This window comes from Propionispora vibrioides, assembly GCF_900110485.1.
Classification (GTDB): domain Bacteria; phylum Bacillota; class Negativicutes; order Propionisporales; family Propionisporaceae; genus Propionispora; species Propionispora vibrioides.
Map to the genome: position 1 here is coordinate 69296 of NZ_FODY01000016.1, position 26999 is coordinate 96294.

Here is a 26999-nt window from a genome sequence, read left to right on the forward strand (position 1 = left end):
GCTCTCTCCCCCTTTCAACCTATTGGCTTTACAGATTGACCTCTTGCTTTTCCGTCTGCACCGCCGGTTTATTAACCGCATCCATGACAATGCCGGCAACGATCCCCCCGGTGATGCCGCCCAGAATGCAAAGCACCAGCGTCGGAACAGCGGCTGCAAACGGCGCGCCGTTGAATACGCCCATAGCCGTGCCGGCAATGGCAATGCCTAACCCTTGGTCAATCACCGCTGCTCCTTCCTTGTTGTGAATAACACCTGCCCAGTGGTTAATGCTCCAGGCCAGCGATATAATGGCAAACCCTGCCAGCCAGCCGCCAAACACACCGTACGTACCGGCAATTTTCCCCCAGACGTTAAATACCAGGATTCCCGCCATACAGGCTCCCAGTAACGATCCAAGCTGTCTCATGATCTCACCTCCTTCCCGTTGCAGCTATTTGTTTCTGCCTATATTAAATGCATATTTCGTGCCAACTGCCGCGACCCGAAAAAACCGGCTATAAAACCTGTTTTTCCTGAAGAACCTTCCGTTTAGTTACCATAAGAACTATCTTTCCCGGTATTTTTTCCCGGATGGCGGGGAATTTTTTCCGCTATTCCTAGGCAAATAAAAAACACCTGCAGCCAAGCCAGCTACAGGCGTTCCTTATAATAGCGTCCAGCGGTTAATCCAGTCCAACAGCCCATATTTGCGAGCTTTGGCGGCTACTGTTTTGTGAGTAATTCCCAGCGCCTTAGCGGCAGCGGAATAACTGCCGTAACGTTCCAGGGCCGCTCGGATGATGTCCTTTTCATACTTTTCCAGCGGAAAAATTTCTTCTTTGGTGATCGAACCGTAAAAGTGGGTCTCCTCCAGTTCGCAGCGCTTCTCCTGATGAAAGCACTGCGGTAAATCGCAGATATCAATATAGGCCTCATCGGTCAGTACGACAACCCGCTCAATGATATTCTTGAGTTCACGGACATTGCCCGGCCAGCCATACCGGACCAGCGCATCCATGGCTGTCTGGCTGATGCCCTTGACATCCCGTCCGAGTTGCCGGTTAAACCACTTCAGGAAATAATTAACCAGCAGGGGAATGTCGGTTTTACGTTCGCCTAACGGTGGCAGGTGGATGGGAATAACATTCAGCCGGTAATATAAATCCTCCCGGAAAGTCCCCTCCCGGACCATCTGTTCCAGATCCCGGTTAGTGGCTGCCACAATCCGCACATCGACTTGCAATGTCGTTTCACCGCCGACCCGTTCAAACGTACTGTTTTGCAATACCCTAAGCAGCTTGGTCTGCATTTCCAGGCCCATTTCGCCGATCTCATCCAGGAACAGCGTTCCCTTGTGGGCAAGCTCAAATTTTCCTAATTTTCGCTTAATTGCACCGGTGAAAGCGCCCTTCTCATGGCCAAACAGTTCACTTTCCAGCAATGACTCCGGAATGGCCGCACAGTTAACCTTGACCAGCGGCTGCAGCGAGCGCGGGCCGGCCTGATGAATGCCTTCGGCGACCAGTTCCTTGCCGGTACCGCTTTTCCCGGTTATTAGTACGGTGGACTGGACCTGCGCCGCCTTGCCGGCTAGCGCCAGCGCCTCCAGAACGGTATGATCCATGCCGATAAACGACTGAAAGGCGGCTCCCGGCTTTAACGCCCGGACAATTTTCTGCTCTGGTGTCTCACTGACATACCGTTCCGGATACCAGCGATTTTCCCGCTCTCGCTTCGACTGCTCCTCCAGCTTCTTTGACTTTTCCGTCACCAGCCGGACCGTTTCACTCAGGTCCTGAATAGTATCGCTGTGCTTTAAAACAGATATGATTCCGTTTACCCGGCCATTCGCCAGAATGGGCTGCAGCGTCGCCGTAATCTGCACCGCTGTATTTCGATCGGCGATCAGGGTATGGACAGTTTTGCCCGAAGTGAACACCTGCTTTACTATATCGCCCAGACAGGTATGCTCCAGAGTGGACCCGACCGTCAATGACCGGTCAATCATGGCGCTGTATGCTTCATTAACGTGAGTGACAGTCGCCGCGGCATCCAATACACAAACCCCATCGCCCAAAAGCTCCAACAGCAAAGGCAGCTTTCCGTCAACCGGCGCTTTTTTGTTCCGGAAGGAACCTATCTCCACATCCCATACCAGATTTTTGAAGTCCCGCTCCACAAAAGCTGCCAGTTCCGCCTCCGCCGCCGGCGACACTTCATCCCTTGACGATATCCACAGCTCGGGATTGCGCCGGTTGCACAGCCGGAGTATGCTGACCACCTCCGTTACCGGTACAGCATCATTTTTGCCATTGTCAAAGAAAAGTCTTGTCTGCCACCGCCCTTCCAGTTCCCGCGCCTTCAGCATTAGCATCAGCACAAACTCCAGGTTTAACCGTACCTCCGCTGCTACAATCGCCCTCTTCATCCGCTTCCTCCCTCATTAAGAAGCCACTGCTGTATTCATGACACGTGTCATGCCGGATTGCCTGCCACCTGACCACAGCAGAAGCTCCTCGCAAGAGGTCTCTGCCTATCCTTTTCTTACCTGACAGACGAAAAAATTTTGCGCCTGCCGTCACAGCCCTTACAGCAGAAGTTTCCTAGAAAAATACCGGCATAAATTCCGCCCTCTTCCTCCGAGTGCAAAAATTTATGCCGGCTCTCTGCTTGACGACATGTATACTATTAAACAAAAAGTACCAATACTCATTTTTATTATAAAGGATTGCTGAACAAATGAAAAGGACCTGCCGGTATTTCAACCCCTCTATTTTTCGGCAGTTCCTATTTAAGAAGGATTTTCCAAAAAAAGTGTCGAAATGGCATGCATATATCTGCATTTTTCGATACGGGTATCGGGGAGGAACTCATCTATGCTTCGCCTGCATTCCTTTAAAACCAAGCTATTGTTATGGATCATGCCTCTGTTGACACTGGGTTTGCTCAGTCTTAGCGGCGGTGCTTACTGGTACATTGATCATGTCGTGCAGGAAGAGCTGACCGCCAGCATGCTGTCGGTCACCGCTAAGGCTGCCGAAAGCGTTAATACCTGGTGCAAGACCCTGCTGCTCGAACCGGAAACTATCGCATCCACACCGGCGGCAAAAACCATTAATCAAAGTTTTCAGCAGATTGATGAAGAAAATGCCAACCGTCACAGCTTCCTGCACCAAAAATACCCCGACATATTTCTGGATATCTATGCGGCCAACCGGGAAGGCGTGTATCATACGATCCAGCAGTCCGGCGACCGACTTTCCATCTTTGAAGGCAGCATTCAAAACCGCGATTACTTTCGTTCCATTATGGCCGGGGGCCCTTCTCAGATCACGTCGCCACTGTTATCGCGTACGACAGGGCTTCCCACCATCTTCGTGGTAGCTCCCATCACCGATGACAAACAGCAGCCGCAGGGCCTCATCGGTACCGGCATCTCACTGGAATACGTGCAGCACATCGCTGAGAATCTTAAAATCGGCAAGACCGGTTATGGACTTGTCATCGCGCAGGACGGCTCTTTCATCTACCACCCGGATCAATCGCTCATTATGAAGAAAAAAATCACCGACATAGCCGATCCCGAGGTGGTAGAACTGGGCAAACAGATGTTGTCGGGCCATTCCGGCATTTTCCATTACACCTCTCAGGGTGAAAAGAAAGTAGCCTTTTACCAGCCCGTTCCCTTAACCGGCTGGTCTGTGGCGGCTACGCTGCCGGAAGCGGAACTGCTGGCTCCTATCCGGCAGATGCTCCAGTGGCTGACTGGCATTACGGCACTTATCCTCCTGCTCATCGGCGGTGTCATCTGGCTGGCAGCCAACCGCTTGTCCCGGCCATTGCAGGAGATGGAGGCCCATACCGGCGAGATTGCCGCCGGCAACCTTACACTTGAACCGCTGACAGTTAAGTCAAAGGATGAGATTGGCAGCCTGGCCCGCAAGTTCAACAGCATGGCCGAAAAGCTGCGCACCATGCTGCATGAACTGGAAATTAAGAATACCTCCCTGGAACAGGAAATCACCGCCCGCCGGCAAGCTGAAACAGCATTGCAGCAGGCTCATGACAGCCTGGAAATAAAGGTGGAAGAAAAGACGCAGGAACTACTGGCGGCCAATCAGGAGCTGACGGCTATGAATGAAGAAATTCAAACAGCCAACAGTACCTTGGCTACCATGAACCAGCAGTTAGAAGAGGAAATTCAGGTGCGTTGCCAGGTGGAAAACGATCTCGTACTGCGCGAACGGCAATACCGGGCCAGCGTCAGTTTGTTGACCCGGCCGATTGAAGAAGTCGATCACTGTCTGAAAGCCATTCTGCAAAACGCGCTGCAATTAATTAAAGCACCCGGCGGTTATATTGGCCTGTACGATCCGGAAGGAACCGAATTTATCATCCATCATGCCGTCGGCATTCACGAATCGCTCCTCGGGGAAAAAATGTCGGCCCACACGGGGATGAAAAAGGATGTATACCGGTCCGGCGAGCTCATCCACACGGAAAACTATCAATGCTATCCGGGCCTCAATGGTGACGAACGTCTGAAACGGCTAAGCAGTGTCGTTATGCTGCCTTTAAAGCAGGACGGGCAGATCATCGGTATTCTGGCTGCCAGTTGGATCGACGAACGCCACCCGATTTCCCAGGAGGATATTGAAGTCATCCGGCAATTTGGCGATCTTGCCTCGGTAGCACTGGAGCGGGCCAGTGTCTATGCCGACAACCGCCATATGGCGTTTCATGATTCGCTGACCGGTCTGCCGAATCGCGCCAGTCTCAACCGCTACCTGGAGGGAGAAATGCAAAAAGCCCGCAGCGGCATTGCCTCCGGTGTTATTTTATTCATTGATATGGATGACCTGAAAATGGTCAACGACAACTTCGGCCATTCCAACGGCGATGCCATTATCACCGCCGCTGCCGGCCATATCCGTTCCGTCCTGGACCCCGGCGCCTTTGTCGCCCGTTTGGACGGCGATAAGTTCGTCGCTATCCTACCGGGTGAGGAAAACTGCCGCCAGGCGGCCCAGATCGCCCAGAAAATGCTGACGGCACTTAACCGGGAATATCCGGTGGCCGACCAGAGCCTGCATATGTCCGCCAGCATCGGCCTGGTCATCTATCCGGTCGATGGCGATACAGCCGAAGACATTCTAAAGAAAGCCGACAGTGCCGTTTATGCCGCCAAAAAGGCCGGCCGCAGCAGTTGGCGATTTTACGATCCCAGTCTGCAGCAGGAGACCTATGAAGCCATCCTGCTGACCAACAGCCTGCGGCGGGTGCTGGAACGTGGCGAATTATCGCTGCATTACCAGCCGCAGCTTTTGCCGGACGGCCAAACGATGGTCGGCTTTGAAGCCCTGCTGCGCTGGCACAGTCCGGAATACGGACAGGTCTCGCCGCTGCGCTTTATCCCGCTGGCCGAAAAAAACGGCCTGATCACCCCCATTGGCCAATGGGTCCTGGAGGAGACCTGCCGCTTTGTCAAACGCTTGTCTGCCCTGGGCTGGGACGACCTGCATGTGGCTGTCAATATTTCTCCCAAGCAGTTGTTAGCCGGTAATTTTGTTTCCCGTATCCGCGCTATTATCGAAGCAGCCCAAGTTAAACCGGAACAAATCGTCCTGGAGGTAACCGAAAGCGTGCTCATTGAATCGTTGGAGCAAAGCGTGGAAAAAATGCAGCAACTCCACGACTTTGGCGTAGCGCTGGCTCTTGATGACTTCGGCACAGGCTACTCTTCGCTGACCTATTTAAAGAGTCTGCCTGTCGATATCCTGAAAATTGATAAATCCTTTATCGACAAAAACTGTACCGACCATGACCAGCGCCAGCTTGTCGCATCCATGATCGAACTGGGACACGCTCTCAACCTGACTATCGTCGCCGAAGGGGTCGAAACCGAACCACAACTGGAATTACTGCAGCAATATGGCTGCGACTGCATCCAGGGCTATATTTTTAGCAAGCCTCTGCCGGAACCAGCGGCCCTTGCTTTCTTAGAGCAAAAGCGTAAAGCCTCTCCCGCCCCGGACAGGCCATAATCATAGTAGAAACAGGCCGGAAGAATGTTGTTTCGTACCAACTTCTTCCGGCCTGTTGTTTTATTTATTGCCACTCGGTAATCAACCTTTTTCCAAGCCGTTCTTCTCCACTAAAACGGTGAACGTACCATCCCCGTTGTTTTCCACCTGGCATACCTTGTGGCCTTCTTTCTTAAGACTGCGGGGAATATTGGCAATGGGCTCGCCCTCCTGCATCTTAACTGCCAAGTACTGTCGGTCATCAATTTCTTCTAACGCCACCTTTACTTTCACAAAGGTAATCGGACAGACCACATCGGTAATATCAACAAAGGCATCTGCGGCTTGCGCCATTATAATACCTCCTCCAGCTTTGCCTGGAAGAGGTCCCAGCCTACCCGGTCCAGTGTATTGCGGAAACGTTCGCCTTGTTTGGCCTGTTCTTTAAAAAAGGCTAAAGCGGTTTCAATCACTGCGTGCAGCTTTTCTTCCTCAAATAAAATCGGAATAGTCTGTTTGCCAATGGCAATACGGTTGCCGAATAAACCGCCAAAGGAGACAATAAAACCGCGGCGGCCTGTCCAGGCATCTACCGGGCAGGATTTGACACATTTGCCGCAATAAGTACATTGCTCCTGCTTAAACTTCAAATGCCGCGCCGTTTTATCCACTGCAATAGCCTCAGTCGGGCAGACGGCTTCACATAACCCGCAAAAAGTGCAAGCATCCTGCTGCCAGGCCGGCTGCAGCCCTCCTTTTACGCCCAGATCATTTTCTTCCGCTTTTAGACAGTTGTTGCGGCAGCCCGTAATGCCCAGTTTAAATTTATGGGGCAGTTCCCGTGCATAATACCGCTCGTCAAACTCCTTGGCCAAGGCTGACGTGTCGATCATGCCGCTGGGGCAAATGGCCGCCCCCTGGCAGGCGGTGATGGTCCGGACCCTGGGGCCGCATGCCCCCGGCTGCAAACCGGCTTCGGCCAGTTCACGCTTGACTGTATCAATATCCTCCAGCTTAATGTAAGGAATCTCGATACTTTGCCGGGAAGTCATATGAATATAGCCCTGTCCATACCGGCCAGCCAGCTCATACACCTTTTTCAGTTGCTCTGCCTTAATTTGTCCTCCCACCACTCTTAGCCGCAACGAAAATCGATCCCTTTGGATCTGCTTCATAAACCCGCCCTTTTTCAGTTCCTTATAATCGACCTGTGCCATACTATTCCCTCCCTATTATGTGTATTTCCTCTTCACTGCTCGTTCCCTGCACAATCCGGAACCCTTTCACCACCGGCTGCTCCCGGTCGAGCAGCGACACAATGACATAACTTGCCTGCGGATCAAAGGCCAGACGCTTATCTTCTGCCGAAGGACGTGCCGGCGATGCCGGATGGCTATGAAAATTGCCCAGCAGGCTCCATCCCTGTCGCCGCATATCTTTAACAGCCGCGAATTGTTCCTTCGGGTCCATCGAAAAATGCTCCGGACTGTTATCCAGATTGGCTAGCGGATATACCTTTTCCACCACTTTGTTGCCCGCTGCATCCACCGTTCCCCCTAACAGGCCGCAGGCCTCTACGGGTGCAGCAGCAAGGGCTTGCCGGACTAGTTCACCATAACCGGACTCGGTTAAAATAATCAAACCAGGCTCCTCCTTTCGCCATTACCGTTCTTATTTATGGGCCACCTCGCACACCGCCTGCTCGTAATCAATCAGTTCGGTTATGGTCGGCTGCTCACCGCACACCTGACATTTGGCATTACCAGGCAGTTTCACCTTCCGGAAATTCATGGTCAGCGCATCATAGGTAAGCAACTGACCGGTAAGCAGTTCGCCTACTCCCAGTATGTATTTAAGCGCTTCCGTAGCCTGTATGGTACCGATAATCCCACCCATGACCCCCAATACTCCCGCCTGTTTACAGGTCGGAACAGCATCAGGCGGCGGCGGGGCATGAAAAATACAGCGATAGCAAGGACCCTGGCCGGGAACATAGGTCATGGTTTGCCCTTGAAACCGGATAATTCCGGCATGGGAAAATGGCTTTCTCAGCAGCACACAGGCATCATTAATCAAAAACTTGGCCGGAAAATTATCGGTGCCGTCAATAATAAAATCGTAATCCCGATCCTGGATAATGCCTGTGATATTGCCGGCATTAACCCACTCCTGGTAGGTATGGACGGTGACATCGGGATTCAGCTCCACGATAGTTTCTTTGCCTGACTGCACTTTGGGCTTGCCTACATCCCTGGTCTGATGAATGATCTGCCGCTGCAGGTTGGATAACTCCACCGAGTCAAAATCCACCAGACCAATTGCACCAACCCCCGCCGCCGCTAAAAATACCGCCGCCGGAGCCCCCAAACCACCGGTCCCGACAATAAGCACCTTACTGCCCAGCAGCTTTCGCTGTCCTTTTACACCGACCTCTTTGAGAATAATATGACGCGAATACCTTTCCAGTTGCTCATTGGTAAAACTCACGCTCTGCCACCTCCCATAAAGTACAAAAATTCCACTTGGTCACCGTCTTTCAGCAACGTGGCGGCAAAATTCTCCCGGTCGATCCATTCATCATTGATTTGTACCGTCACATAATTGGCCATTTCCACCTGTTGGCTTGCCAGCAATTGGTCCACATTGATGGCTTCCGCCAAGACCAATTCGTCGCCATTTACTATAATTTTCATAGTTTCAACCCTCCTTTCTATTGCTGGGAAATCGTTGACACAGTGAACCTATCACCAGGCAAAAAGAGGTTAAGGAGATTCCTACACCCGTAAGAATCCCCTTAACCTCCAAAGATTTGGTCAGCCAAGAATTCAGCGCCGCTTCCTTATCTACATCACGATCTTATTTCCCCGTATCAGTTTACTGCAGGGTTATTACCGTCAGGAGCAGCCACCGCAGGAGCCATGACCGCACTGCGTTGCACAGCCGCCGGCCAAGTGCCGCAAATGATTGTTCCTGATAAATTTTCCCCGCTTACCGTAAGCCTCCAGGGCTTTATCAATCCGCCCCGACACCATAAGCGACAGAAGGCCTTGCTGTTGCAGTTCCCGTTCTGCCCGGGGACCAATTTGAGCAGTTAGCACGACTTCCACATCAAGGAGCAGCCCGACTTTTTGCCCATGCAAATCCTCCGCTGCCGAATCAGTGTTGGCAGCCAAAAGCTGCCGGCGCTCCAGCAGCCGGTACTCACCCTGCTCATTGACTTCATAAATCCAAAACTCACCAGCCCGGCCAAAGTGCTCATCAATCAGTTCACCATCCGTGCTGGTCACCGCGACCTTTGCCATATATAGCACCTCCCTTATTCATTCACCGGCCGCTTTTCTCAAACGGCGACCGGTACCGCATCGGCAAGCAATCCCGCCAGCCGCCGGCCAATAATCTGCTGAAACTCCGCCTGTTTGCCTGTTGCGCCATGATCAAACTCAGTTACGACAAATTCCTTAGGCGCCTGGTACTGCTCGTATAGCTCCTGGGAGCCCGCCAGCGGCACCACCACGTCCGCTGTCCCGTGAATAATCAGCAACGGTGTGGTAAGCCGGCTCGCCGCGCTGATTGGGTCATAGTCCTGGGTAGCCAAGCCTTTGACAAACTGACTGTACAGAGTGAAGCCCCGGTCAAAGAAATTTTCAATCTTCTCGCCGCGCAAAGACTTCTGCCAAAGTTCCGGCCCGATGATCCGTTCCCGGAAATTAGCCACCGGCTTGGTTACCGGCGCGAAAACAATACGGGCCACTACCCGCTCGATTTGATCTTCGTGTGTCAGTACCACCAGCCCGCCCAGACTGTGACCATAAAGCACCACCGGTGATGTGGCAAACTGCTCCTGTCCGTCCACCCACTGCAGCACATTGGTCAAATCCTCCTGCCAGCCGGCTACGCTGGTATCAGTGGCAAAATCGCCGTCGCTGTCACCGGAGCCGATATAATCAAAACGCAGCACACCGTAGCCTGCTTTTTCTAAAAAATTAGCTAAATGTAACGTAAGATGGTTATACCCCACCTTATTGCCGGTAAAACCATGGCACAGCACCAACAACGGAGTTCCCGGTTTAAAGCCTTCCGGCAAGTGCAGCATGGCCGACAGGCGCTGTCTTCTGCTGGCAATCCATAGATGTTCTTTCATATAATTCGTCCTCCTTTATGACAAGTATCCGGCGGCTTCCCTTAGGGAAGCACTGATTTATTCACACTGCACATCCTGACGGATCTTTTTCCGCCTAGCTGCGTCAGCAAAACCTTGAAATAGGAACCGCTATTCCTGCGGTTTTACTTCCTTGCCAGTCGAAAAAATCTCTCGCCAGTCTGGCAGGCTTATTAAATCAGCGGTTCCCTACCAACCAAAAAAGGTCAAAAGAGATTGACAAATTGCCAATTTCTTTTGACCTTCAGTTATCTGATGAGCCAGGACACTCACTATATTACCTTTGTATTAACTGTACCACCTGCACCACTTCTTGTCAACGGATAACCTTGCTTTTACCGGTACGTGTCCAGCACCCGGTCATACAGATCCTCAATCAGCCGGAGCCCCCCGTTATAGCCGGCGTAGCCGCCATGCAGCACCAGGCGGTAAGCGACCGGCACGCTGACAATTAAAAGGTCGGCACCGATCTCTTTGGCTAAATCCCGTTCCCAGCCGCTGCCGATAATCAACGACCGGTTTTTCCGCTCATCGGCCCGGATTTCCTCCTGAATAGCGCCGCCGTCAATAGAAAAGCGGACTTCGGCGGAACGGAGCGGGGAAATATTGGCAAACTGGCTGCGTACAGCTTCCTGATACTCCTCCGGTATATTATCAATCACAAACTGTCTGGCCGGAATAATACCGAGCTCATTCAACAGATATTTCGCCAGGCCGACAGCATAGGTTGCGTCTAAAATGGTATAAAACCGCCGCGGCAGGCCGTAGCGGAATTCCAGCATAAAGTCCGCCGTTCTCTCAATATGCATATAAAACCGTTCTTCTTCTTTTTGAATAAATTGTTCTGCCTTCTGCCGGTCTACATTGGCAAAACCGGCCACTTCCCGTAAGAATTTTGAGGTTTCATTGCCGCCGACCGGCAGATAGGGGAAATGATAATAGGCGGTTCCATATTTTTGTTCCAGGTGTTTGGCAATCCCCAGTCCGGACCAGGCATTGACAACCAGGTTGAATTCGGCCTTGGGAATGGTCTTCCATTCGTCAACCCCGCCCGAACCTACGCCGAACAAAATGTTGACCTTAAGACCGATGCCTTCCAGAATACGCTTAAGCTCTTCCAGATTGCCGTTCCAGTACGGGTCCTGATAGGGAATGGTCGCAAACACGTTAACCAGTCCCGGCTGTTTCGTTCTGCCCGGGCTGAACTTGTCAACATATTGATCGATAATAGCGTTAACCACCTTTTCATGGCTTACGTAATTATTGCTTTTAAAACCACCGGTTTCCACATACACAATAGGTTTATCCTGCGCCTGATACTGACCGGTCACCTGACCAATGTCGTCGCCGACAATGTCCGAAGTACAACCGGTCAGGACCACATAGAGATCGGCGTCAATCACTTTGAACGCACCCTCGATTACATGCTTCAGCTTTTCTTCCCCGCCAAAGACAATCTCCGCTTCACTGGCATTGGTGCAGGGTACGGTATTCCCGCCGGCATAGCCTTCCCCCTGACCCAGCAGCCGGTTGATTTTATCGCCGCAGCCCGGGCCGGCATGCAGAATCGGCACCGCCCGTTTAATGGCTACGATAGACTGTTGAGCGCCGAGAGCGCAGGAATAACGGGGCTGTTCAATAAATGTCGACATGGGCGTCACCTCTGAGAAAAGAAAATGGATTTTGCTCCAGCCACCATTTGGTATAAGGCATGGTACTATGTTTGGCAAGATTGGTGACAAACTCTCTGTTATCAAGCGTTTCCAGTATCCGCTCCGCGTAATTAAGAACTCCCTGATAACCAAACCCAAACTGCTCGTCACCGATCAGCAAAGTAGGGATACCCAGTTTGGCACCCCAAAGGGTCATGCCCCCGTGTCTGGCAATCATGATATCCGGCCGAACTTTGTTCAGGATATTCACCAGTTCGTAGGCTTGTTTGTTGCAGACATTATAGTTGGGCACATCGCCATAGGTATTGACATCATGAGCCAGCGCATCGGAGGTAATATCGCCATTATCATAGATCGGATCATGATGAAAAATGGCCGCCCCCTGAACCTCCAGCCCCAATTCTCTAAGCAGCGCAATCAAGGCATGCCCGTGGGCGGCTCCTGCCGTCAGGTAGGCGGTTTTTCCCTGCAGTTGCCGGCGAAACTCCTCCAGCTTTGGCAGCACCCGCTGATGCTCCCGGACAATCAGTTTTTCAATTTCCTGTTCCCGGTCCAATACCCGTCCCAGTTCCCGCAGCCAATTGTCCGTTCCGGCTATTCCATAGGCCGGCGGGGCTTTGATTTCCGGCACACCGTATACCTGTTCCAGCGCTGCACCGATATAGGTCCCCAGCGTTGGGCAGATCTGGACGGTCGCTGCCGCCTCGGCGATATGTTCCAACTGGGCAACGGTGGAAAAAGGAACGATATAGTCGGCTTCGTAGCCTAGGGGGTTCAAGATTTCGTCGAAGATTTTGCTGCCCCAAAAGTTGATAATGTTTACTTTATTGCTTTTCTGCTGCGGCGGTTTCACGATCTTCCTGACAATGGAATGGTACGCCGCATCAAAGCCCGTTGTCCAGATTTTGGACTTAAACCCTTCACAGAAGCAGCCTACCACGGGAATGCCCAGTTCTTCGGCCAACGCATTGGCCACACCCTCGACATCATCACCGATAATGCCGGAGGCGCAGGAGGTCGTTATAAAAATGGCCTTCGGCTTTACCCGCCGGAAAACTGCCCGGATCGTGTCTTCCAGCTTTTGCGTCGCGCCAAAAATGGTATCCTCTTCTTCGATATTGGTGTTAAAATACCGGCCGATTACCGGTGGCAGTTCACGTTCCATCTGACCTACCCGGTAAACAAAATTAAACGTAAACATGTCACCCGCACAACCTATCGGGGCATGATTAACCACTGCCGCATCCTGAATCATGGAAAGCTGGCAAAAGGCGTTGCCCGAACTGCAGCCCATGCACTGGCTGAAGCTCCGGTCACTGTCTCTTAGTTTTCCGGCCCGCGAACACTGCACCAGTTCCCGGGCGGTTCCCTCAAAGCCGGTGATCGAACCCAACCGGGCTTCCCGTGTTAACACCTCTGCTGCTTTAAGATTAATGGCACTCATCTGGACTCCTCCCCTATCTCCTGTTGCTGTCTCCGGGAAAACCTAGCCGGTACGCCCCGGTAAGTACAGCTATTTGGATCTCTTTATACAAAAAAGACCGGATTAAACCCCTGCCATGCAGGAGCTTAATCCGGTCTCCGGTCTATTGATCCGGTCAACCATACCACTATTTACTTACGCCCTATTGTAAGCTGACCGGCCGGCCCTTGTCAAGCAAGTTTCGCGGCTCTCTACCCTCACCGATCTTTAGGACGATAGCCCGCATTTGACAAAGGCTTGCTCCAGATCGGCGATAATATCCGCCGCAGCCTCCAGGCCGATACTGAAACGAAGATGTCCGTTCCGGAATTCGGGCGGATAAAAATGATTGCGTTCGTCATCGGGGCCGACATAGACAATCAGACTTTCATCATGACCGATGGAAACAGCCGGAACAATTAATTCCAGCGAGTTGATAAACCGGTTATGGATGGCGGCATCGGCTTTTAACCCAAACGCCATAACCCCGGAAAACAACGACATTTGTTTTTTGGCAATCCCATGCTGCGGATGACTGCTGAGACCGGGATAAGACACAAAATCCACCGCCCGGTGCCCTGCTAAAAACTCAGCTACCGTTTGCGCGGTCCGGCTATGCTGCTCCATGCGCAAAGGAAGGGTAACCACACCGCGCATGATCAGCCAGGCATTGAACGGACTGATCACGCCGCCCAGATTGACCATGGCCTGCCGCTTGATCCGGTTAATCAGTTCCTTACGGCCAATAACCGCTCCGCCCATGGCATCGCCATGACCGTTAATATATTTAGTCAGGCTGTGAATGACAAGATCGGCGCCCAACGCCAGCGGCTGCTGCAAATAGGGCGAGGCAAAGGTACTGTCCACGCTCAGCAAGGCTCCGGCCGCCTTGGCAATCCCGGCGATGGCCGCTATATCGCTGACCCGGGTAGTCGGATTGCCCGGCGTTTCAATATGGATTAACCGGGTATTGGGACGCAGCGCCTGTTTAATCTCTTCCAGGTTGGCGGTATCCACCAGTGTGGTTTCCACGCCATACTTATCTGGAAAATATTCCTGCAGCAAACGATAAACGGCTATATAGGAAACGTTGGAGCAAATGACATGGGACTGACTGTCTAAAAAGGTGAAAAATACACCGGCCAGGGCCGAAACACCGGTGCCCAATACCACGCAGTCTTCTCCCCCCTCCAGGGCGGCCAGTTTTTCCTGCAGGTAAATCTGATTGGCCGAAGTATTGCGGGTATAAACCAATTGGTCGGGATCGCTCCAGTTCATGGCGGAGGCATCCTCCGGCAAACGATAGCTGTTGGCCATCGTCAAGGGTCTTCGAATCGCCCCGGTTTCCTTATCAATGCCATTGCCGGCATGTATGCATTTTGTCCGAAAATCAACCTGTGTTTTCTTCATCCCTGCTGTGACCTCTTTTCCGTTATTATTTTTACCCTCAGTATACGCCCTGCCGCCGCGGACCGTCTAGCAAGGTGTGAGGCAGCGAAATCCGGTCTTGGCAGTAAACAAAAAGAGCTGAAGGTCAAACGAATTGCGTTCGTTTGACCTTCAGCTCTCTGATCAGTCTATTAGTCTGTAAACTCTAAGACTATAGAATTAGGGTTTATAGACCACTAACTACATCATAGCATACACAGCCCTGCATTTCAATCGCTTGCCGGCATTTAGCCGGACAAGTCAGGCGCTGGCCCCGACCGTGGTGGTGTAGATTTTCTCGATGAGCGTCAGCGCGCCCCGGTAGCCAATATAAGAGCGGGACAGCACCACTTCATAAGAAGCCGGAAACCCTACTTCAACAATGGAGCCTTTTAATTCTTTGGTTAAATCCCGTTCCCAGGTGGTCCCGAAAATAATGGGCGGTTTGTGACCAAAGTTAGCCTGCCGGAGAATCTGGTGGATATGATAGCTGTCTTCCTCGAACTCCACATCGGTGGCAACGTCAGCGGCAATCCTATGATACTCGCCTCGAATGGCCTCACGGTATTCCTCCGGCGGGTTTTCCGTAATAATCTGCTTGCCGGGAATCACCCCCAATTGGTTCACAAGAAACTTGGTTATCGCCAGGTTATAGGCACTGTCACCGACCACGGCAAACTTAGCCGGCAGGCCCCACCAGTATTCGGCATAAAAATCGGCAAAATCCTCTAAATAGCGATAATAGGTTTTTTCCTCGCTTTGAATAAACGCCTCGGTTTTCGCTGGATCAAGCCCGGCAAAGTCAGTTACCTGGCGCAAAAACCGGCCGGTCTCCTTAGCCCCGATCGGAATAACCGGCACATGCAAAAAAGGCTGACCGTAGGTTTCCTCCAGGTGCTGGGCTGTCTGCAGTCCCAGCCAGGGAGAAAGCACCAAGTTAAACTGAGCTTTCGGGATGGACTTCCATTCGGCGATCCCCTGCGACTCTGTGCCGAACAAGATATTGACCTTAAGGCCGATTCCTTCCAAAATCCGTTTGATTTCCGCCAGATCGCCCCGCCAAAAGGTATTATGATAGGGCAGCAGCGACCATACATTAACCAGCCCCTGCTCCCTGGGACCATCATAGGGACCGACATATTGATCAATGATGGCTCTTGTCACCAGTTCATGACCGGTAAAATTGTTCCCCTTAAAGCCACCCGTCTCGGCATAAACAATGGGCACGCCCTGCTCCTGGAACTCACTTACCACCGAGCCAACATCATCACCCACCAGATCGGCAATACAGCCTGTCAGCACTACAAACAGATCGGCTTCAAGAATGTTCAGGGAGGCGGCAATTAACTCCCGCAGGCGCTCTTCGCCACCGAAAACTACATCTTTTTCCGACGAATTGGTACTGGGGACTACGGCCCCGCCACCATAACCGCCGCCCTGAAAGCCATTATAAAAACCGACATTCATAAATTGTTTATCCGCACAACCCGGTCCGCAATGGACGATCGGAATGACCCGGGGAATAGCGGCGGCGCTGTGCAGGGCGGCGATGGAGCAAACATAGCGGATCTGCTGGATGGAGTTTGTTCTTCCCTCCCGGCCGGATACATTGTCAATCGTCTCCAGGAAATTTTTCTTCTCAGACATATGCGGCTCGCTCCTTTTTCAGTAAATTGGCATCCTTGGCCAGGATAAACGGGTCTTTCTGCTTCAGCCACCAGGACTTATAGGGAAGCCGGGTATGGGCGGCCAAATCCTCATGGAATTTTTTATGGGCCATAATTTCCAGAATGGTTTCGCCCAAATTAATAATTCCCTGATAGCCCAGCGCATGGTGTTCATCCCCCAGTGGCGCGGCCGGAATGCCTAAACGGGAAGCCAGCGGGGCAAGCCCGTTATGGCGGATAAGAATAAAGTCCGGTTTGACTCGTTGCAACAGACCATAAAATTGATACTGCTGGCGGTTGCAGACACTAAAGGCAGGAACGTCGCCATAATGGTCGACAAGGTGTGCCAGGGAATCCTGCCGGGCATCCTGACTGTCATAGATCGGATCATGATGGAAAACCAGCGAACCGTCAACCTGAATACCCAGTTCCCGCAACACGGCAATCAGGCCATGGGCATAGGCCGAGCCGGTAGCCACATAGCCCTTGAGCCCCTTAAGCTGCTGACGCAGTTCAGCCAGACGGGGCGCGATCCGTTGATGTTCCTTGGCAATATAGACTTCCGCCTGCTCCTCCCGGTGCGTGACTCTGGCCAATTCCCGGAGCCAGGCATCGGTGCCGGCAAAGCCATAAGGCTGGGGAGCCTTGACTTCGGGTACACCAAACTGCTGCTCCAGAGCGGCTGCCATGTACGAGGACAAGGTATAGCAAAAGCCGACCGTAGCTGCCGCTTCGGATAATTGCGCCAGATCATCTACCGTAGCCAGGTCCACCACATAATTAACCCGCAGACCCAGTTCGGCCAGCATCGGCGTAAACACATCGGAGCCCCAGAGGTTGATCACGTTAACCAGGTCTTCCTGCTTTTTCGGATTTTTCCGGACAAGCTGCCGCACAATGCCATGCTGCGTAGCATCAAACCCTGTACTCCAGTGCTTGGATTTAAAACCCTCGCAATGAAGCGGAATGACCGGAATGCCAAGTTCCGCCTCCATTTGGCTGGCCACACTGTCCACATCATCACCGATAATACCGGTGGAGCAGGAGGTGGAAATAAAAATGGCTTTGGGCTTGTTGCGCTCCCAGGCATCGCGGATGGACTGCTGTAACTTGTCAATACCGCCGAACACCATATCCTTCTCTTCCAGATTGGTGCAAATCATTCGCAAGTTTTCCACCGGCAGCTTGCGCAAGGCAAGGCCGTTACGATAAATGGAATTATAAATCACCTGTCCGGCGCCACAGCCGATTGGCGAGTGCTGAACAAGTACTGCGTCCCGCACATTTCCTGCCTGGCACTCCACCATCTGCTCACTGCAAACCGAGCCTTGCGTGAACGGACCCTGCAATTCGCAAAGGGTACGCGCCTTGTCCCGGCCGCCGCATTGCCCCCCGCAGCTTTCGCCTCGCGCATAGGCCGACTCACGGGAAAGCTCGGACGCTTTACCGTCCCAGGCAATGATTGTCCCCAGACGCTGCTCACGGCTTTCCACCACCGGTGTATCCAGATTGATCTTCATGGTTTTATCCTCCTTGTATGAAAATTAAAGGCTGAAAGCCTACTCCGTTTACGAGTAGACTTTCAGCCTTTAGTTTGATAACTAATCAGCTCTCCTATCGATTGTAAGGGCCCCGGGCTTTAAATAAACCGGTGCCGCCGCTGGGCCGAAATAAGTTCGGTATTCATACCCGCCTCATGCAGACCACCGCTATAGCGGCCATGTTCCATTTTGACGCAGAGATCCATAACCGTAAGCAAGCCGGCGGCACGGGCTTTTTCCGCTGCCGCCAGGTTGATAATTTTTAGCTGCAGCCACACCGCCGGTATCTTACAGGCTATCGCTTCCTCCACGATAGGCAGGCAAGCCTCAGCCGGCCTGAATATATCCACTAAATCAACAGGCTGGCCAATACTGGCTAAGTCGGGATAACACTTTTCGCCAAGAATCTCCGTGGCCCGGGGATTGACCGGAATGATTTTATAGCCGGCTGAGCGCAGATAAGTGGCAACAAAATGGCTGGCTTTCTGCCGTTCGGCCGATAAACCGACGATGGCAATAGTCCTGGTATGATCCAGAATCTTTTGAATAACCTCCGGATTTTGATAAAGAGCCTGCTCCTCGCCAGTCAACGCCGAATTCATAGTTAGCGAGCCGCCAGTGCCTGTTCCAGATCCCATAGCAAATCCTCCCCTGTTTCTATTCCCACCGACAGCCGGATAAGTTCAGGTCCCACACCGGAGCTTGCCAATTCTTCGTCCGTAAGCTGCTGGTGTGTCGTAGATGCCGGATGGATGACCAGACTGCGTACATCACCGATATTCGCCAAATGACTGAACAGTTTTAACCGGGCAATGAATTTCTTGCCGGTCTCCCGCACATTTTCGCCGGGCTGTTTCTTTAACCCGAAGGACAGCACGGCTCCGGCTCCTTTCGGCAGGTACTTTTGAGCGATATCGTACTGGGGGTGGCTGGGCAGACCGGCGTAGGAAACCCACGCCACTTTGTCATGTTCTTCTAAAAACTGCGCCACTTTTCGTGTATTTTCCACATGCCTGTCCATCCGGATTGACAGCGTTTCAATGCCCTGCAGCAGTAAAAAGGCATTCATTGGCGACAAACAGCAGCCCGTATCCCTCACTGTCTCGGTCCGCACTTTCATTAAATAGCCGTAATGGCCAAAGGTATCATAAAATTTAAGATTATGGTATTTGGGCGAAGGATCGGCAATGGACGGGAAAGCGGAATAGTCGAACTTACCTGATTCCAGTACCACGCCTCCCAGTGAATTACCATGGCCGCCAATAAATTTAGTGGCTGAATACACGGTAATCGTCGCGCCAAACTCCATGGGTCGGCATAGGTAAGGCGTTGCCAGCGTATTATCAATAATCAGCGGTATGCCGTGGCTCTTGGCCAGGGCCGCCACCTGTTCAATATCCAGTATACTGCCGCGCGGATTGCCGATCATTTCACTGTAGAGGGCTCTGGTCTTAGGCGTAATGGCTTGTTCCCAGGCACGAATATCGGTGGGATCCACATAATGAACGGGATTACCCATTTTTTTCAACGTATGGGTTAACTGGGTAACCGTTCCGCCATACAGATGGGAGGAGGCCACCAGTTCATCACCCGGCTCTAACAGTGTCATAAGCGCCGCCAGTTGGGCCGCCATACCGCTCGAAGTGGCCACCGCACCGGTTGCACCTTCCAGGGAAGCCATTCTTTCTTCAAAGATGGCTACCGTAGGATTGCTGATGCGCGAATAAATATGCCCGTACTGCTTGAGGTCAAATAACTCCGCCGCATGGTCGGCATCATAAAACACAAAAGAAGAGGTCTGATAAATCGGCACAGCCCGCGCCCCGGTCTGCGTATCCGGAATATGTCCGGCATGAATCATACGGGTATCAAAGCCAAACCTGCGTTCGCCGCTCATTTTATCAGCTCCTTATAAAGGCCGCCACGTTAGGATCTTGCTGGAGCTTTGCCAAATCCTCGGCCGTCGGCAGTTTCGATTTATCCCGTTCCACATTAACCAGGCATAAAAAGCCCAAATGATCGCCACGGCTGGCCTTAAATTGATGCCAGGTATTGGGTGGTACGGTAATCACATCATTTTGCTCAATAGAATGAATGGTATCCCCCAGGAATACTTCTCCCTTGCCGCGTAAAATAAGCACTAAGTGCACATGTTCATGATATTCCAGTGAAGAGTAGCCAGCGGGCTGCACTTCGAAATACCGCAACTGACAGGGTAAATTCCCCAAACCGTCAAACAATACCTGACGGGTAATGCTTTTAAAGTTGGTACCGTTTTCCTGATAAGCCAGGACTGAAACGTTATCCCAGGTAAAATCTCCGTTATGGCGAGTGATCATGCTTTATTTCCTCCTTTAACGGAGACTGCGGTCATTGCCGCTATCTGGCACATGTTTGCCGCAGCCTCCTTATTGCCATTGCAATTATACGGTATTCGTTTAATCCGATCGTGATGATCCCTAGGTAACCACTAATTAATTCACACTGCACGTCCTGACGGATCTTTTTCCGCCTGACTGCGTCAGCAAAACCTTGAAATAGAGACCGCTATCCCTGCAGTTTTGCTTCCTTGCCATACGAAAAAATCTCTCGCCAGGCCGGCAGACTCATTAAATCAGTGGTTACCTAGGCCTTATGACAAAGTATCCACAATTTGACGGAAATAGCGGCAATTCGCTACTAAATCCGGCCCTTGTTTAAACAAGCCGCCGCCCATTAAAAAAACAACGTCTTTTCCGTATACCTCCAGCATCTCCGGAACCTTCTCCAGCGTCATGCCGCCCCCCGGGCTGGGAAATATCGGTTTGATATGCCCCATTGGCACCTGCGTGCCTGCGACAATACTCCGGCATTCGTCCCGGCTGAAAGAAAACCGTCCGCCAAAGTTAGGATAGATGACCGCATCGGCGCCGGCCAGCCGGCTAAGCTGACCATACAACGCGTAATGGGCGATACCCATACCCTGACTGGCCGCCGTTACGTAGCTTCCCTGAAAAGCCGGATGACTGAATACCGGCAAGGCCAGACTGTCGTCGTCAGCCAAATAGCGCATGGCATCCAGCCCGGTTAACGCCGGTGAAATCAGTAAACCACCGGCCCCTGCCTCCTTGGCCAGGCGAGCCCGCTCAGTAATTTCACCAAAAGCAGCGGTAACATTCGGGACATAAATACTGCTATGGCCTGTCTCCTTATTGGCTTTAGCCACGGCTGCCGCGCACTTGGTTACCCGTTCCTTGTAAGGGGCAAATACCTGGTTGGAAAGGCCATGATCGTCTTTAATAATATCAATGCCGCCCACGGCGCATTGATAAGCCAGCTCGGCCAGTTGGTCCGCCGTCAGCCCCATGGGTTTTAAGGCAACAAACAAGAGCGGACGATCAGTCACGGTTAGCAGCCGGCGTAAACCTTCCCGACCAAACCGGGGACCTTTAAAAGCGTTTAGCAAACCAGGCGGCAGGTCCAGCTTTTCCACCAGAATTCCCGGCTTGATGCTGATATTGCCAAACAGGACATTGAGAAACTGAGTCAATTCATAGGCTGTGCTTTCAACGGCATAACTAATATCAGCGTAATATGCGCTATCCGCTTTGGTAAAGGATTCAATACGCCCTACGATTTCATCGCGGATAAACCCTGGTTGTAACAGTTCAGCCGGATATTCCACCGTTTGCTCCACACAAATATCCCGGGCTTTGGCATAGGCCTCCTGTTCTTCACCGGTAAGACGATAAGTTATTATAAATCGTTCGCCGGAAATCATCGAATTCCCCCTTTAACCGCTGACAGTTTGCCCGGCTGGTTTACTCTCTTGGTTGGCATCTTCCAGATAGGCATGCACGGCGGTTCTGTTTTTCTTAAACCAGAAGTAGAGCGCAAAGTATATGACCAGTACGCCGCCAATGATAATAACATTCTGGCTTAAAAAAGCAAGGAAGAGAAGGCCCATGAACGGATGAGCCAGAATACCGAAGCTGGTAATCATTACGCCAACAGCCGGGATTTTTACGCCAACCTGAGTGGCTACCTCGGTAAAGAGCGGCGCCGTATAGGAGCACATGTACAGCCCCAAGGCAAACCAGATGGCCCCGGAGATAATGCCTTTAAGAATGTTGCCGTTCGATACGGCAATAACCACTTCGATCATAAACGGCAGCGCAATTAAATCCACCATCGGCAACGTCGTATTGCCCGGTAAAATGAGCGCCAGTACAACCATTACCGGAATTAAAATAATACCGGTAATTAATGTTGCCGGTTCACCATAGCCAGCCGCATCATTAACGGCCAAATACCATTCCCTGCTTTTCACGCCGCTTTTGGCCGTTTTCTTGCTCGCTTCGGTAAGCGGCAAAAACGCCGAGGCAAACACACCGGCCACTTTGGGGAAGATATTCATAACGGCGGCCGTACCGATGGCCAGCCCGGCGATTTCGCCCCAGGCGGTCAAAGTGGACAATCTGCTTAGATTACCCATAATACCCAGGAAAATACCGAGTAAAAAGCCTAAGAACATAGGTTCACCCAAAAAGCCCAGTTTCTTTTGTATGCTTTGCGGATTGAGGTTTATTTTATGTAAGCCAAACTTATTTAAAAGCCAGTTCATGGCTACGGCGTACGGAACAGCCTCCAGATGATGGGGTGCCGTCATGGCGCAATTGGGATACCCATAGTAGGTCGACCAGCGTTTGGCCAAAACTTCGGCAAAAAGCAAAATATATAGATTCATAACAATCATGCAGAAAACAGCTAATATCATATTATTCGTCAATAAATAGATCAAAGATCCCCAGACCATAAAAGAATAATTATTCCAAAGATCGCCGGGCATAAAAATATTAGTCCATTTCAGTAAAAATAACACAATTTGAACTAACAGGGCCAATCCGACGAAAACCATACCTACTTTCGTGGAATAGCCTACGATCGCCGTTGTCTGCCAGCCTAAATCCATGACCGGCAGGTTAACACCCGTAATTTCCACCATGCGCTTTACCACCGGCGCTACCAGCGGAATATACGAACCGATCAGCATATTAAAACCGGTCAGGCCGATCCCTGCCAACAGCGCGGCATTAAACGCTTGCTTAGGTTTTATCTTCAGAAACAGGGCAACAATAAACAGCACAACCGGTACAAAAATAGCTGCTCCAAAGGTATCAAAAATTTGTTTCAATATTTCAAAAAACACGTGTTACCACTCTCCTACTCATTTAAGATTGATGCATTATACTCCAGCTTCCAGTCCCTTAATTACACCAAGAGCCTGTTCCAGGAATTCCTCTTCGCCGAAGCCGGTCAGAAACCCAACGGCATTAATGGCCGGAATGGCAAAGTCACCGGAAATCGGGCTGGTATGGGCAATAAAATCATAATTTCCTGCCAGCAGGGCACTTTCCACGCCGCCCGGATTGACTTCCACCGTAATAATCTCGTAGCCCACTTCCGCTAATCTTTCTTTCAGCTTGCCTGATACCATGGCAGAACTTACTGTTCCTGATCCGCATACACTCAAAATTCTAATAGGCCTCATCATATCTCCCCCTAAATTTTTTTATTACTCACATATGGCCGGCAGGCAGGCCGGACAGCAGGCTGCAAACCTCTGTTGCCGCAGTTGCCTGTTTTATCTTGGTAAGCAGCGTTTCATCCTGAAGCATGGTCATTAGCTGGGTCAGTACTGTAAGATGTTTTTCCGGTTTGTCGACGGCAAACATCATAACAATTTCTACAGGCAGCACGGTATCCAGGCTCCCCATCATCTGGAAAGCTACCGGCTGCTGCAAGATTCCCACGGCCAGGGCAGGCTCCAGCACATGGCTGCTGTCGGTATGGGGGACAGCCACACAAGTCCCGGCTCCCGGCAAACCGGTAGGATATTGTATTTCTCTTTGCAGCACGGCGTCCTTATAGGACTCTTTTACCTTCCCCTTGCCAAACAGCGTATCCGCCAGCTTGCCAAGCACCTCTGCCGGAGTTTGGGCCACCATGTGCAGCCGGACCAGCTCTGCGTCGATCAGGTTCAAAGCTTCACCTCCCTTCCTTTTTAATAAGCAAAACCGCTAGTGCCTCCTCCGGCAGAAATCTATAGCAGACCACCGGCCTTTTTGCCGTCAGTCTTCGTTGTCGTCGGCTTACATATATCCGATATGCGCGCCTCCTCCGCCTTGACTGCCGGCAAAAATTCTCGATGTTACACTACATCTTCCTACCGGATGAGGCACTAGAGACACAAAAAGAGGCTCCGGAAAAGAAATGCTTATCTTCTCCGGAGCCTCTAGTCTCTCTAGTCAGCTCATTACCATATTATAGAAATCATACTATACGGTTTCTTCTTTAGTCAATCCAAATGATCATTTCTCCGATAATTCCAGAGTTTCATTCATACTGCCGGTACGGTAACCTTCCAGATCGAGGGTCACAAAAGAAAATCCCAGTTTCTTTAATTCCTGGCTAATCCGCAGCGAGTTTTCCGGCTGGGCTAACAGGGGAATATCTTTGGCCGCCACTTCGATCCGTGCGATATCGCCATGATGCCTAACCCTGACCTGCCCCGAACAAAGAGTCTTGACAAAGGCTTCCGCCAGTTCCACCTGCTTCAACCGTTCGGCTGTAACCGGCAGCCCGTAAACAATCCGGGACGACAGACAGGCGGCGCTGAGTTTTTTCCAGGTCGGCAGACCCCATTCCTTGGACAGGCTGCGGATCTCTTCCTTGGTTATGCCGCATTCCAGCAGCGGGCTGCGTACACCCGGCAACTCGGCAACAGCCTGCATGCCTGGCCGGTAATCGGCCAGATCATCGGCATTAGAGCCTTCCAAAACCCAATGAAAGCCCTGCTCTTTAGCCCAGGCGGCAATTACGGTAAACCGCTCCATTTTGCAATGGTAGCAGCGTTTTTCATCATTCTCAACAAAATTGGCATTATTAAGCTCACTAATCGTAAGCAAAACATGCTTGATGCCCAATTTCCCGGCGATCTCCACCGCCTCTTTCCGTTCACTGGCCGGCAACGTCTCAGAACAGGCGGTTACGGCAATTGCCCGGTCATCGTACAAAGCCTGCTTGGCGGCAGCGGCCAGAAACGTGCTGTCCACCCCGCCCGAAAAGGCGACTACCACACTGCCCATACTGCGCAAAGTGTCCAGCAGCTTTTTAACTTTTTCTTCTGTATTCATCTTTCATGCTCCTTTCCCAGTGCTCCGCCAACTCTGAAAGTGCAATTACATTTGCGGGAATTTTTGCATAAGGCAGGGCAATGAAGGCGCGCCTATCGAACATAGGTAAACCGACGGCAACGAAACCTTACAGAAAAAGATCCGTGAAGAAATTGTAATTTCAGAGTTGATGAACCACTCTTTGCGTCACTTAAATCACAGGTATTTAAGTGACGCCAACTACTAATCATCCTTCCTTTACCTGCAGTCCGGCTCCGGTCAATTTCTGACCCACCGAAGACCAGGAACGCTTGGCAAAAACCAGAGGGACTCCTCTTAGCTTGGCAAGCTGCTTCACATTCTGCGCCGTATTGTGATTGATGTAATCGGTCAACACAACAATCAGACGAGTGGCTTTCGGAATGTTGAATTTTTTCTTATCCGCCGCGTTCCTACCTGTAATATGTTCAATATGATGAATGCCTAATTCCTGCAACTCTTTCTCAATTCTTCCGAGATTATCGGCGCCAATAATTAATACCGACATCTTTCTCACCTCTTTACATATTGGTCATTCGCTTATGATCAAAACGGCAGTGCCTCTCTGATCATATAAAAAGCCGGAATGATGACAATGTCATTCATTCCGGCCTCCGGTTATCCAGTCGGTCGTATCCTGCGCCGCAGCGCCAACAAAAGAATGCAGCTGCATTCTATTCGTGATGGTATTAGTATATGATTATTTCTTATCATATCGTCAATACTGGAATCTGTCAACAAATACTCGCAAAGTTTCGTTTGCTTTTCTAGGGCGTGTTTCAAACTAACGGAATGATTCATGGCGAGTGATTTTGGCGCCAGATGAAGCAAGCTTTTGCAGGCAATAGCGGCCCTTAGTTCAAAAAATTCTAACAAAGGATGGCACCAAAGACGCCGTTCGGGAACGTTTCTTATAGTTTGAAAAATACGTCTAGTGCTCCATCAACTTTGAAAGTGCAAATTAAATTTGCGGGGATTTTTCGCAAGGCAAGGCGGAGGAGGCGCGCCTATCGAACCTAGGTAAGTCGACGACAACCAAGGCTTACGGAAAAAGACCTGTGAAGAAATTGTAATTTCAGAGTTGGTGGAGCACTAGTACTTTGTCAGCCTTAAAACGGTGGAATAAGACTGATAAAGTACTAGTTATGCCGAGCGGAAATATTTTGCCAGCTTACGCCTTACCCGCTGAATGGCGTTATCCACCGTCTTAGGCTTGCATTGCAATTTTTCCGATATATGGCGCGGCTTATACCCGCATATATACAGCTTTATAATGCTTCGTTCACGGTCTGTTAAATAACTTTCGATCACCCACAGCATGGTTTCCACTGCTTCCCGGTCCAATACCACGGCCAGTGGGTCATCCAGCCGCTGATCCAATACCAGCCTATCCAGAAATTCATCTGTCCCGTTGTCTCCGCTAAAATACAAGGAGCAGGCAGTATTAGCGGCTTTGTGCTTATTCCGGTTGGCCATCCGGATCGCCGACTTCATCATGTTCTTAATATTAATCAGGGCCGTGACTTCAAAGCTGTATTTTTCATTGTGCTCATAATGTAAAACCGCCTTGTACAGTCCCAGCAGTCCCCACTGGTACAAGTCATCCACATCGCCACCCGGCAGGTAATAACGGTTGGCATAGGCGTAAATGCTATTTCTAAAGCGCTTTACGATACGGTTAAACTCATCTTCAATGATATTTCCCGAGTCATCAAAACAACAAGTTAGCATGGTTATCCCTCTACCTTATGATTTATCTAGCATGTCCCCTGCGACTGCACAGCGGCAAGGACGATGAATGCTTTCTTCTGTCATCCGTCGCTAATATAAAACAAGCATGAATGTAAAGTAACACAATAGACTTGTGTTAC

General features: G+C 51.1%; 25 protein-coding genes. 1 reads left to right on the forward strand and 24 read right to left on the reverse strand.

Features of this window, described 5'->3' with window-relative positions; genetic code table 11:
- Nucleotides 1–28: 28 nt before the first annotated feature.
- Both BMW43_RS13170 and BMW43_RS13175 read right to left on the reverse strand, forming a co-directional pair.
- Entirely contained in the window at nt 29–409 is a 381-nt protein-coding gene (locus tag BMW43_RS13170) for a Lin0368 family putative glycerol transporter subunit (protein WP_177173592.1), read from the reverse strand.
- Nucleotides 410–646: 237 nt separating this feature from the next.
- Entirely contained in the window at nt 647–2410 is a 1764-nt protein-coding gene (locus tag BMW43_RS13175) for a sigma-54 interaction domain-containing protein (protein WP_091748324.1), read from the reverse strand.
- A gap of 448 nt (nt 2411–2858) precedes the next feature.
- Between BMW43_RS13175 and BMW43_RS13180 the strand changes: the two genes are divergently transcribed.
- Nucleotides 2859–6026: an EAL domain-containing protein gene (locus BMW43_RS13180; protein WP_177173593.1), complete on the forward strand. Its 3168-nt coding sequence runs from the start codon at nt 2859–2861 to the stop codon at nt 6024–6026.
- Between the two features lie 81 nt (nt 6027–6107).
- Here BMW43_RS13180 and BMW43_RS13185 read toward each other — a convergent pair whose 3' ends face one another.
- The 22 genes from BMW43_RS13185 to BMW43_RS13290 form a co-directional block, all read right to left on the reverse strand.
- Nucleotides 6108–6359 carry a sulfurtransferase TusA family protein gene (locus BMW43_RS13185; protein ID WP_177173594.1) on the reverse strand — a complete coding sequence of 84 codons (252 nt, stop codon included), beginning with the start codon at nt 6357–6359 and terminating at the stop codon, nt 6108–6110.
- On the reverse strand, nt 6359–7222 hold the full coding sequence (locus tag BMW43_RS13190; protein ID WP_091748332.1) for a ferredoxin-like domain-containing protein: 864 nt from the start codon (nt 7220–7222) through the stop codon (nt 6359–6361). Before BMW43_RS13190 ends, BMW43_RS13185 begins: the two co-directional genes overlap by 1 nt.
- Before the next feature lies 1 nt (nt 7223).
- The gene (locus BMW43_RS13195) at nt 7224–7646 is read right to left on the reverse strand and encodes a M67 family metallopeptidase (protein ID WP_091748335.1); all 423 of its coding nucleotides are present in this window, start codon (nt 7644–7646) and stop codon (nt 7224–7226) included.
- Between the two features lie 30 nt (nt 7647–7676).
- On the reverse strand, nt 7677–8492 hold the full coding sequence (gene moeB / locus BMW43_RS13200) for a molybdopterin-synthase adenylyltransferase MoeB (protein WP_091748338.1): 816 nt from the start codon (nt 8490–8492) through the stop codon (nt 7677–7679).
- Nucleotides 8489–8698 carry a sulfur carrier protein ThiS gene (thiS, locus tag BMW43_RS13205; protein ID WP_091748342.1) on the reverse strand — a complete coding sequence of 70 codons (210 nt, stop codon included), beginning with the start codon at nt 8696–8698 and terminating at the stop codon, nt 8489–8491. Before thiS ends, moeB begins: the two co-directional genes overlap by 4 nt.
- 201 nt (nt 8699–8899) lie before the next feature.
- A complete protein-coding gene (locus BMW43_RS13210) occupies nt 8900–9307 on the reverse strand; it encodes a NifB/NifX family molybdenum-iron cluster-binding protein (protein WP_091748345.1) in 408 nt (135 codons plus the stop codon).
- A 38-nt stretch (nt 9308–9345) separates the two neighbouring features.
- Nucleotides 9346–10146, reverse strand: coding sequence for an alpha/beta hydrolase (locus tag BMW43_RS13215; protein ID WP_091748348.1), 801 nt, complete (start codon nt 10144–10146; stop codon nt 9346–9348).
- 353 nt (nt 10147–10499) lie between these two features.
- Nucleotides 10500–11816 (reverse strand): nitrogenase component 1, encoded by a 1317-nt coding sequence (locus tag BMW43_RS13220; protein WP_091748350.1) that lies wholly within the window; start codon nt 11814–11816, stop codon nt 10500–10502.
- Nucleotides 11800–13281 (reverse strand): nitrogenase component 1, encoded by a 1482-nt coding sequence (locus BMW43_RS13225; RefSeq protein WP_091748353.1) that lies wholly within the window; start codon nt 13279–13281, stop codon nt 11800–11802. Before BMW43_RS13225 ends, BMW43_RS13220 begins: the two co-directional genes overlap by 17 nt.
- Before the next feature lie 246 nt (nt 13282–13527).
- Complete coding sequence (locus BMW43_RS13230) at nt 13528–14709, reverse strand: trans-sulfuration enzyme family protein (protein ID WP_091748356.1); 1182 nt, start codon at nt 14707–14709, stop codon at nt 13528–13530.
- A gap of 279 nt (nt 14710–14988) precedes the next feature.
- The gene (locus BMW43_RS13235) at nt 14989–16374 is read right to left on the reverse strand and encodes a nitrogenase component 1 (protein ID WP_091748359.1); all 1386 of its coding nucleotides are present in this window, start codon (nt 16372–16374) and stop codon (nt 14989–14991) included.
- Nucleotides 16367–17914 (reverse strand): nitrogenase component 1, encoded by a 1548-nt coding sequence (locus BMW43_RS13240; protein WP_091748362.1) that lies wholly within the window; start codon nt 17912–17914, stop codon nt 16367–16369. The genes BMW43_RS13235 and BMW43_RS13240 overlap by 8 nt, the downstream gene beginning before the upstream one ends.
- A gap of 119 nt (nt 17915–18033) precedes the next feature.
- Nucleotides 18034–18573 carry a CoA-binding protein gene (locus BMW43_RS13245; protein WP_245732443.1) on the reverse strand — a complete coding sequence of 180 codons (540 nt, stop codon included), beginning with the start codon at nt 18571–18573 and terminating at the stop codon, nt 18034–18036.
- Nucleotides 18540–19832 carry an O-acetylhomoserine aminocarboxypropyltransferase/cysteine synthase family protein gene (locus BMW43_RS13250; protein WP_091748367.1) on the reverse strand — a complete coding sequence of 431 codons (1293 nt, stop codon included), beginning with the start codon at nt 19830–19832 and terminating at the stop codon, nt 18540–18542. The genes BMW43_RS13245 and BMW43_RS13250 overlap by 34 nt, the downstream gene beginning before the upstream one ends.
- Before the next feature lie 4 nt (nt 19833–19836).
- A complete protein-coding gene (locus BMW43_RS13255) occupies nt 19837–20274 on the reverse strand; it encodes a cupin domain-containing protein (protein ID WP_091748370.1) in 438 nt (145 codons plus the stop codon).
- A gap of 293 nt (nt 20275–20567) precedes the next feature.
- Nucleotides 20568–21695 (reverse strand): RuBisCO large subunit C-terminal-like domain-containing protein, encoded by a 1128-nt coding sequence (locus tag BMW43_RS13260; protein WP_091748373.1) that lies wholly within the window; start codon nt 21693–21695, stop codon nt 20568–20570.
- A gap of 12 nt (nt 21696–21707) precedes the next feature.
- Nucleotides 21708–23123, reverse strand: a complete 1416-nt coding sequence (locus BMW43_RS13265; RefSeq protein WP_091748376.1) for a PTS galactitol transporter subunit IIC — start codon at nt 23121–23123, stop codon at nt 21708–21710.
- Between the two features lie 36 nt (nt 23124–23159).
- The gene (locus tag BMW43_RS13270) at nt 23160–23468 is read right to left on the reverse strand and encodes a PTS sugar transporter subunit IIB (RefSeq protein ID WP_245732449.1); all 309 of its coding nucleotides are present in this window, start codon (nt 23466–23468) and stop codon (nt 23160–23162) included.
- 25 nt (nt 23469–23493) lie between these two features.
- Complete coding sequence (locus BMW43_RS13275) at nt 23494–23958, reverse strand: PTS sugar transporter subunit IIA (protein WP_091748381.1); 465 nt, start codon at nt 23956–23958, stop codon at nt 23494–23496.
- A 327-nt stretch (nt 23959–24285) separates the two neighbouring features.
- Nucleotides 24286–25110 (reverse strand): ATP-dependent sacrificial sulfur transferase LarE, encoded by an 825-nt coding sequence (larE, locus tag BMW43_RS13280; RefSeq protein WP_091748383.1) that lies wholly within the window; start codon nt 25108–25110, stop codon nt 24286–24288.
- A gap of 226 nt (nt 25111–25336) precedes the next feature.
- Nucleotides 25337–25636 carry a DUF2325 domain-containing protein gene (locus BMW43_RS13285; protein ID WP_091748386.1) on the reverse strand — a complete coding sequence of 100 codons (300 nt, stop codon included), beginning with the start codon at nt 25634–25636 and terminating at the stop codon, nt 25337–25339.
- Between the two features lie 635 nt (nt 25637–26271).
- Nucleotides 26272–26859 (reverse strand): sigma-70 family RNA polymerase sigma factor, encoded by a 588-nt coding sequence (locus BMW43_RS13290; RefSeq protein WP_091748389.1) that lies wholly within the window; start codon nt 26857–26859, stop codon nt 26272–26274.
- Nucleotides 26860–26999: the final 140 nt, after the last annotated feature.

Coding starts and splice junctions, on each gene's coding strand:
- BMW43_RS13270 (WP_245732449.1), bottom strand. CDS start 23,468: ATGATGAGGCCTATTAGAATTTTGAGTGTATGCGGATCAGGAACAGTA.
- BMW43_RS13220 (WP_091748350.1), bottom strand. CDS start 11,816: ATGTCGACATTTATTGAACAGCCCCGTTATTCCTGCGCTCTCGGCGCT.
- BMW43_RS13215 (WP_091748348.1), bottom strand. CDS start 10,146: ATGAAAGAACATCTATGGATTGCCAGCAGAAGACAGCGCCTGTCGGCC.
- BMW43_RS13230 (WP_091748356.1), bottom strand. CDS start 14,709: ATGAAGAAAACACAGGTTGATTTTCGGACAAAATGCATACATGCCGGC.
- BMW43_RS13260 (WP_091748373.1), bottom strand. CDS start 21,695: ATGATTTCCGGCGAACGATTTATAATAACTTATCGTCTTACCGGTGAA.
- BMW43_RS13185 (WP_177173594.1), bottom strand. CDS start 6,359: ATGGCGCAAGCCGCAGATGCCTTTGTTGATATTACCGATGTGGTCTGT.
- BMW43_RS13240 (WP_091748362.1), bottom strand. CDS start 17,914: ATGAAGATCAATCTGGATACACCGGTGGTGGAAAGCCGTGAGCAGCGT.
- BMW43_RS13170 (WP_177173592.1), bottom strand. CDS start 409: ATGAGACAGCTTGGATCGTTACTGGGAGCCTGTATGGCGGGAATCCTG.
- BMW43_RS13250 (WP_091748367.1), bottom strand. CDS start 19,832: ATGAGCGGCGAACGCAGGTTTGGCTTTGATACCCGTATGATTCATGCC.
- BMW43_RS13255 (WP_091748370.1), bottom strand. CDS start 20,274: ATGATCACTCGCCATAACGGAGATTTTACCTGGGATAACGTTTCAGTC.
- BMW43_RS13180 (WP_177173593.1), top strand. CDS start 2,859: ATGCTTCGCCTGCATTCCTTTAAAACCAAGCTATTGTTATGGATCATG.
- BMW43_RS13285 (WP_091748386.1), bottom strand. CDS start 25,636: ATGTCGGTATTAATTATTGGCGCCGATAATCTCGGAAGAATTGAGAAA.
- BMW43_RS13190 (WP_091748332.1), bottom strand. CDS start 7,222: ATGGCACAGGTCGATTATAAGGAACTGAAAAAGGGCGGGTTTATGAAG.
- BMW43_RS13225 (WP_091748353.1), bottom strand. CDS start 13,281: ATGAGTGCCATTAATCTTAAAGCAGCAGAGGTGTTAACACGGGAAGCC.
- BMW43_RS13235 (WP_091748359.1), bottom strand. CDS start 16,374: ATGTCTGAGAAGAAAAATTTCCTGGAGACGATTGACAATGTATCCGGC.
- BMW43_RS13175 (WP_091748324.1), bottom strand. CDS start 2,410: ATGAAGAGGGCGATTGTAGCAGCGGAGGTACGGTTAAACCTGGAGTTT.
- thiS (WP_091748342.1), bottom strand. CDS start 8,698: ATGAAAATTATAGTAAATGGCGACGAATTGGTCTTGGCGGAAGCCATC.
- BMW43_RS13210 (WP_091748345.1), bottom strand. CDS start 9,307: ATGGCAAAGGTCGCGGTGACCAGCACGGATGGTGAACTGATTGATGAG.
- BMW43_RS13245 (WP_245732443.1), bottom strand. CDS start 18,573: ATGGGATCTGGAACAGGCACTGGCGGCTCGCTAACTATGAATTCGGCG.
- larE (WP_091748383.1), bottom strand. CDS start 25,110: ATGAATACAGAAGAAAAAGTTAAAAAGCTGCTGGACACTTTGCGCAGT.
- BMW43_RS13290 (WP_091748389.1), bottom strand. CDS start 26,859: ATGCTAACTTGTTGTTTTGATGACTCGGGAAATATCATTGAAGATGAG.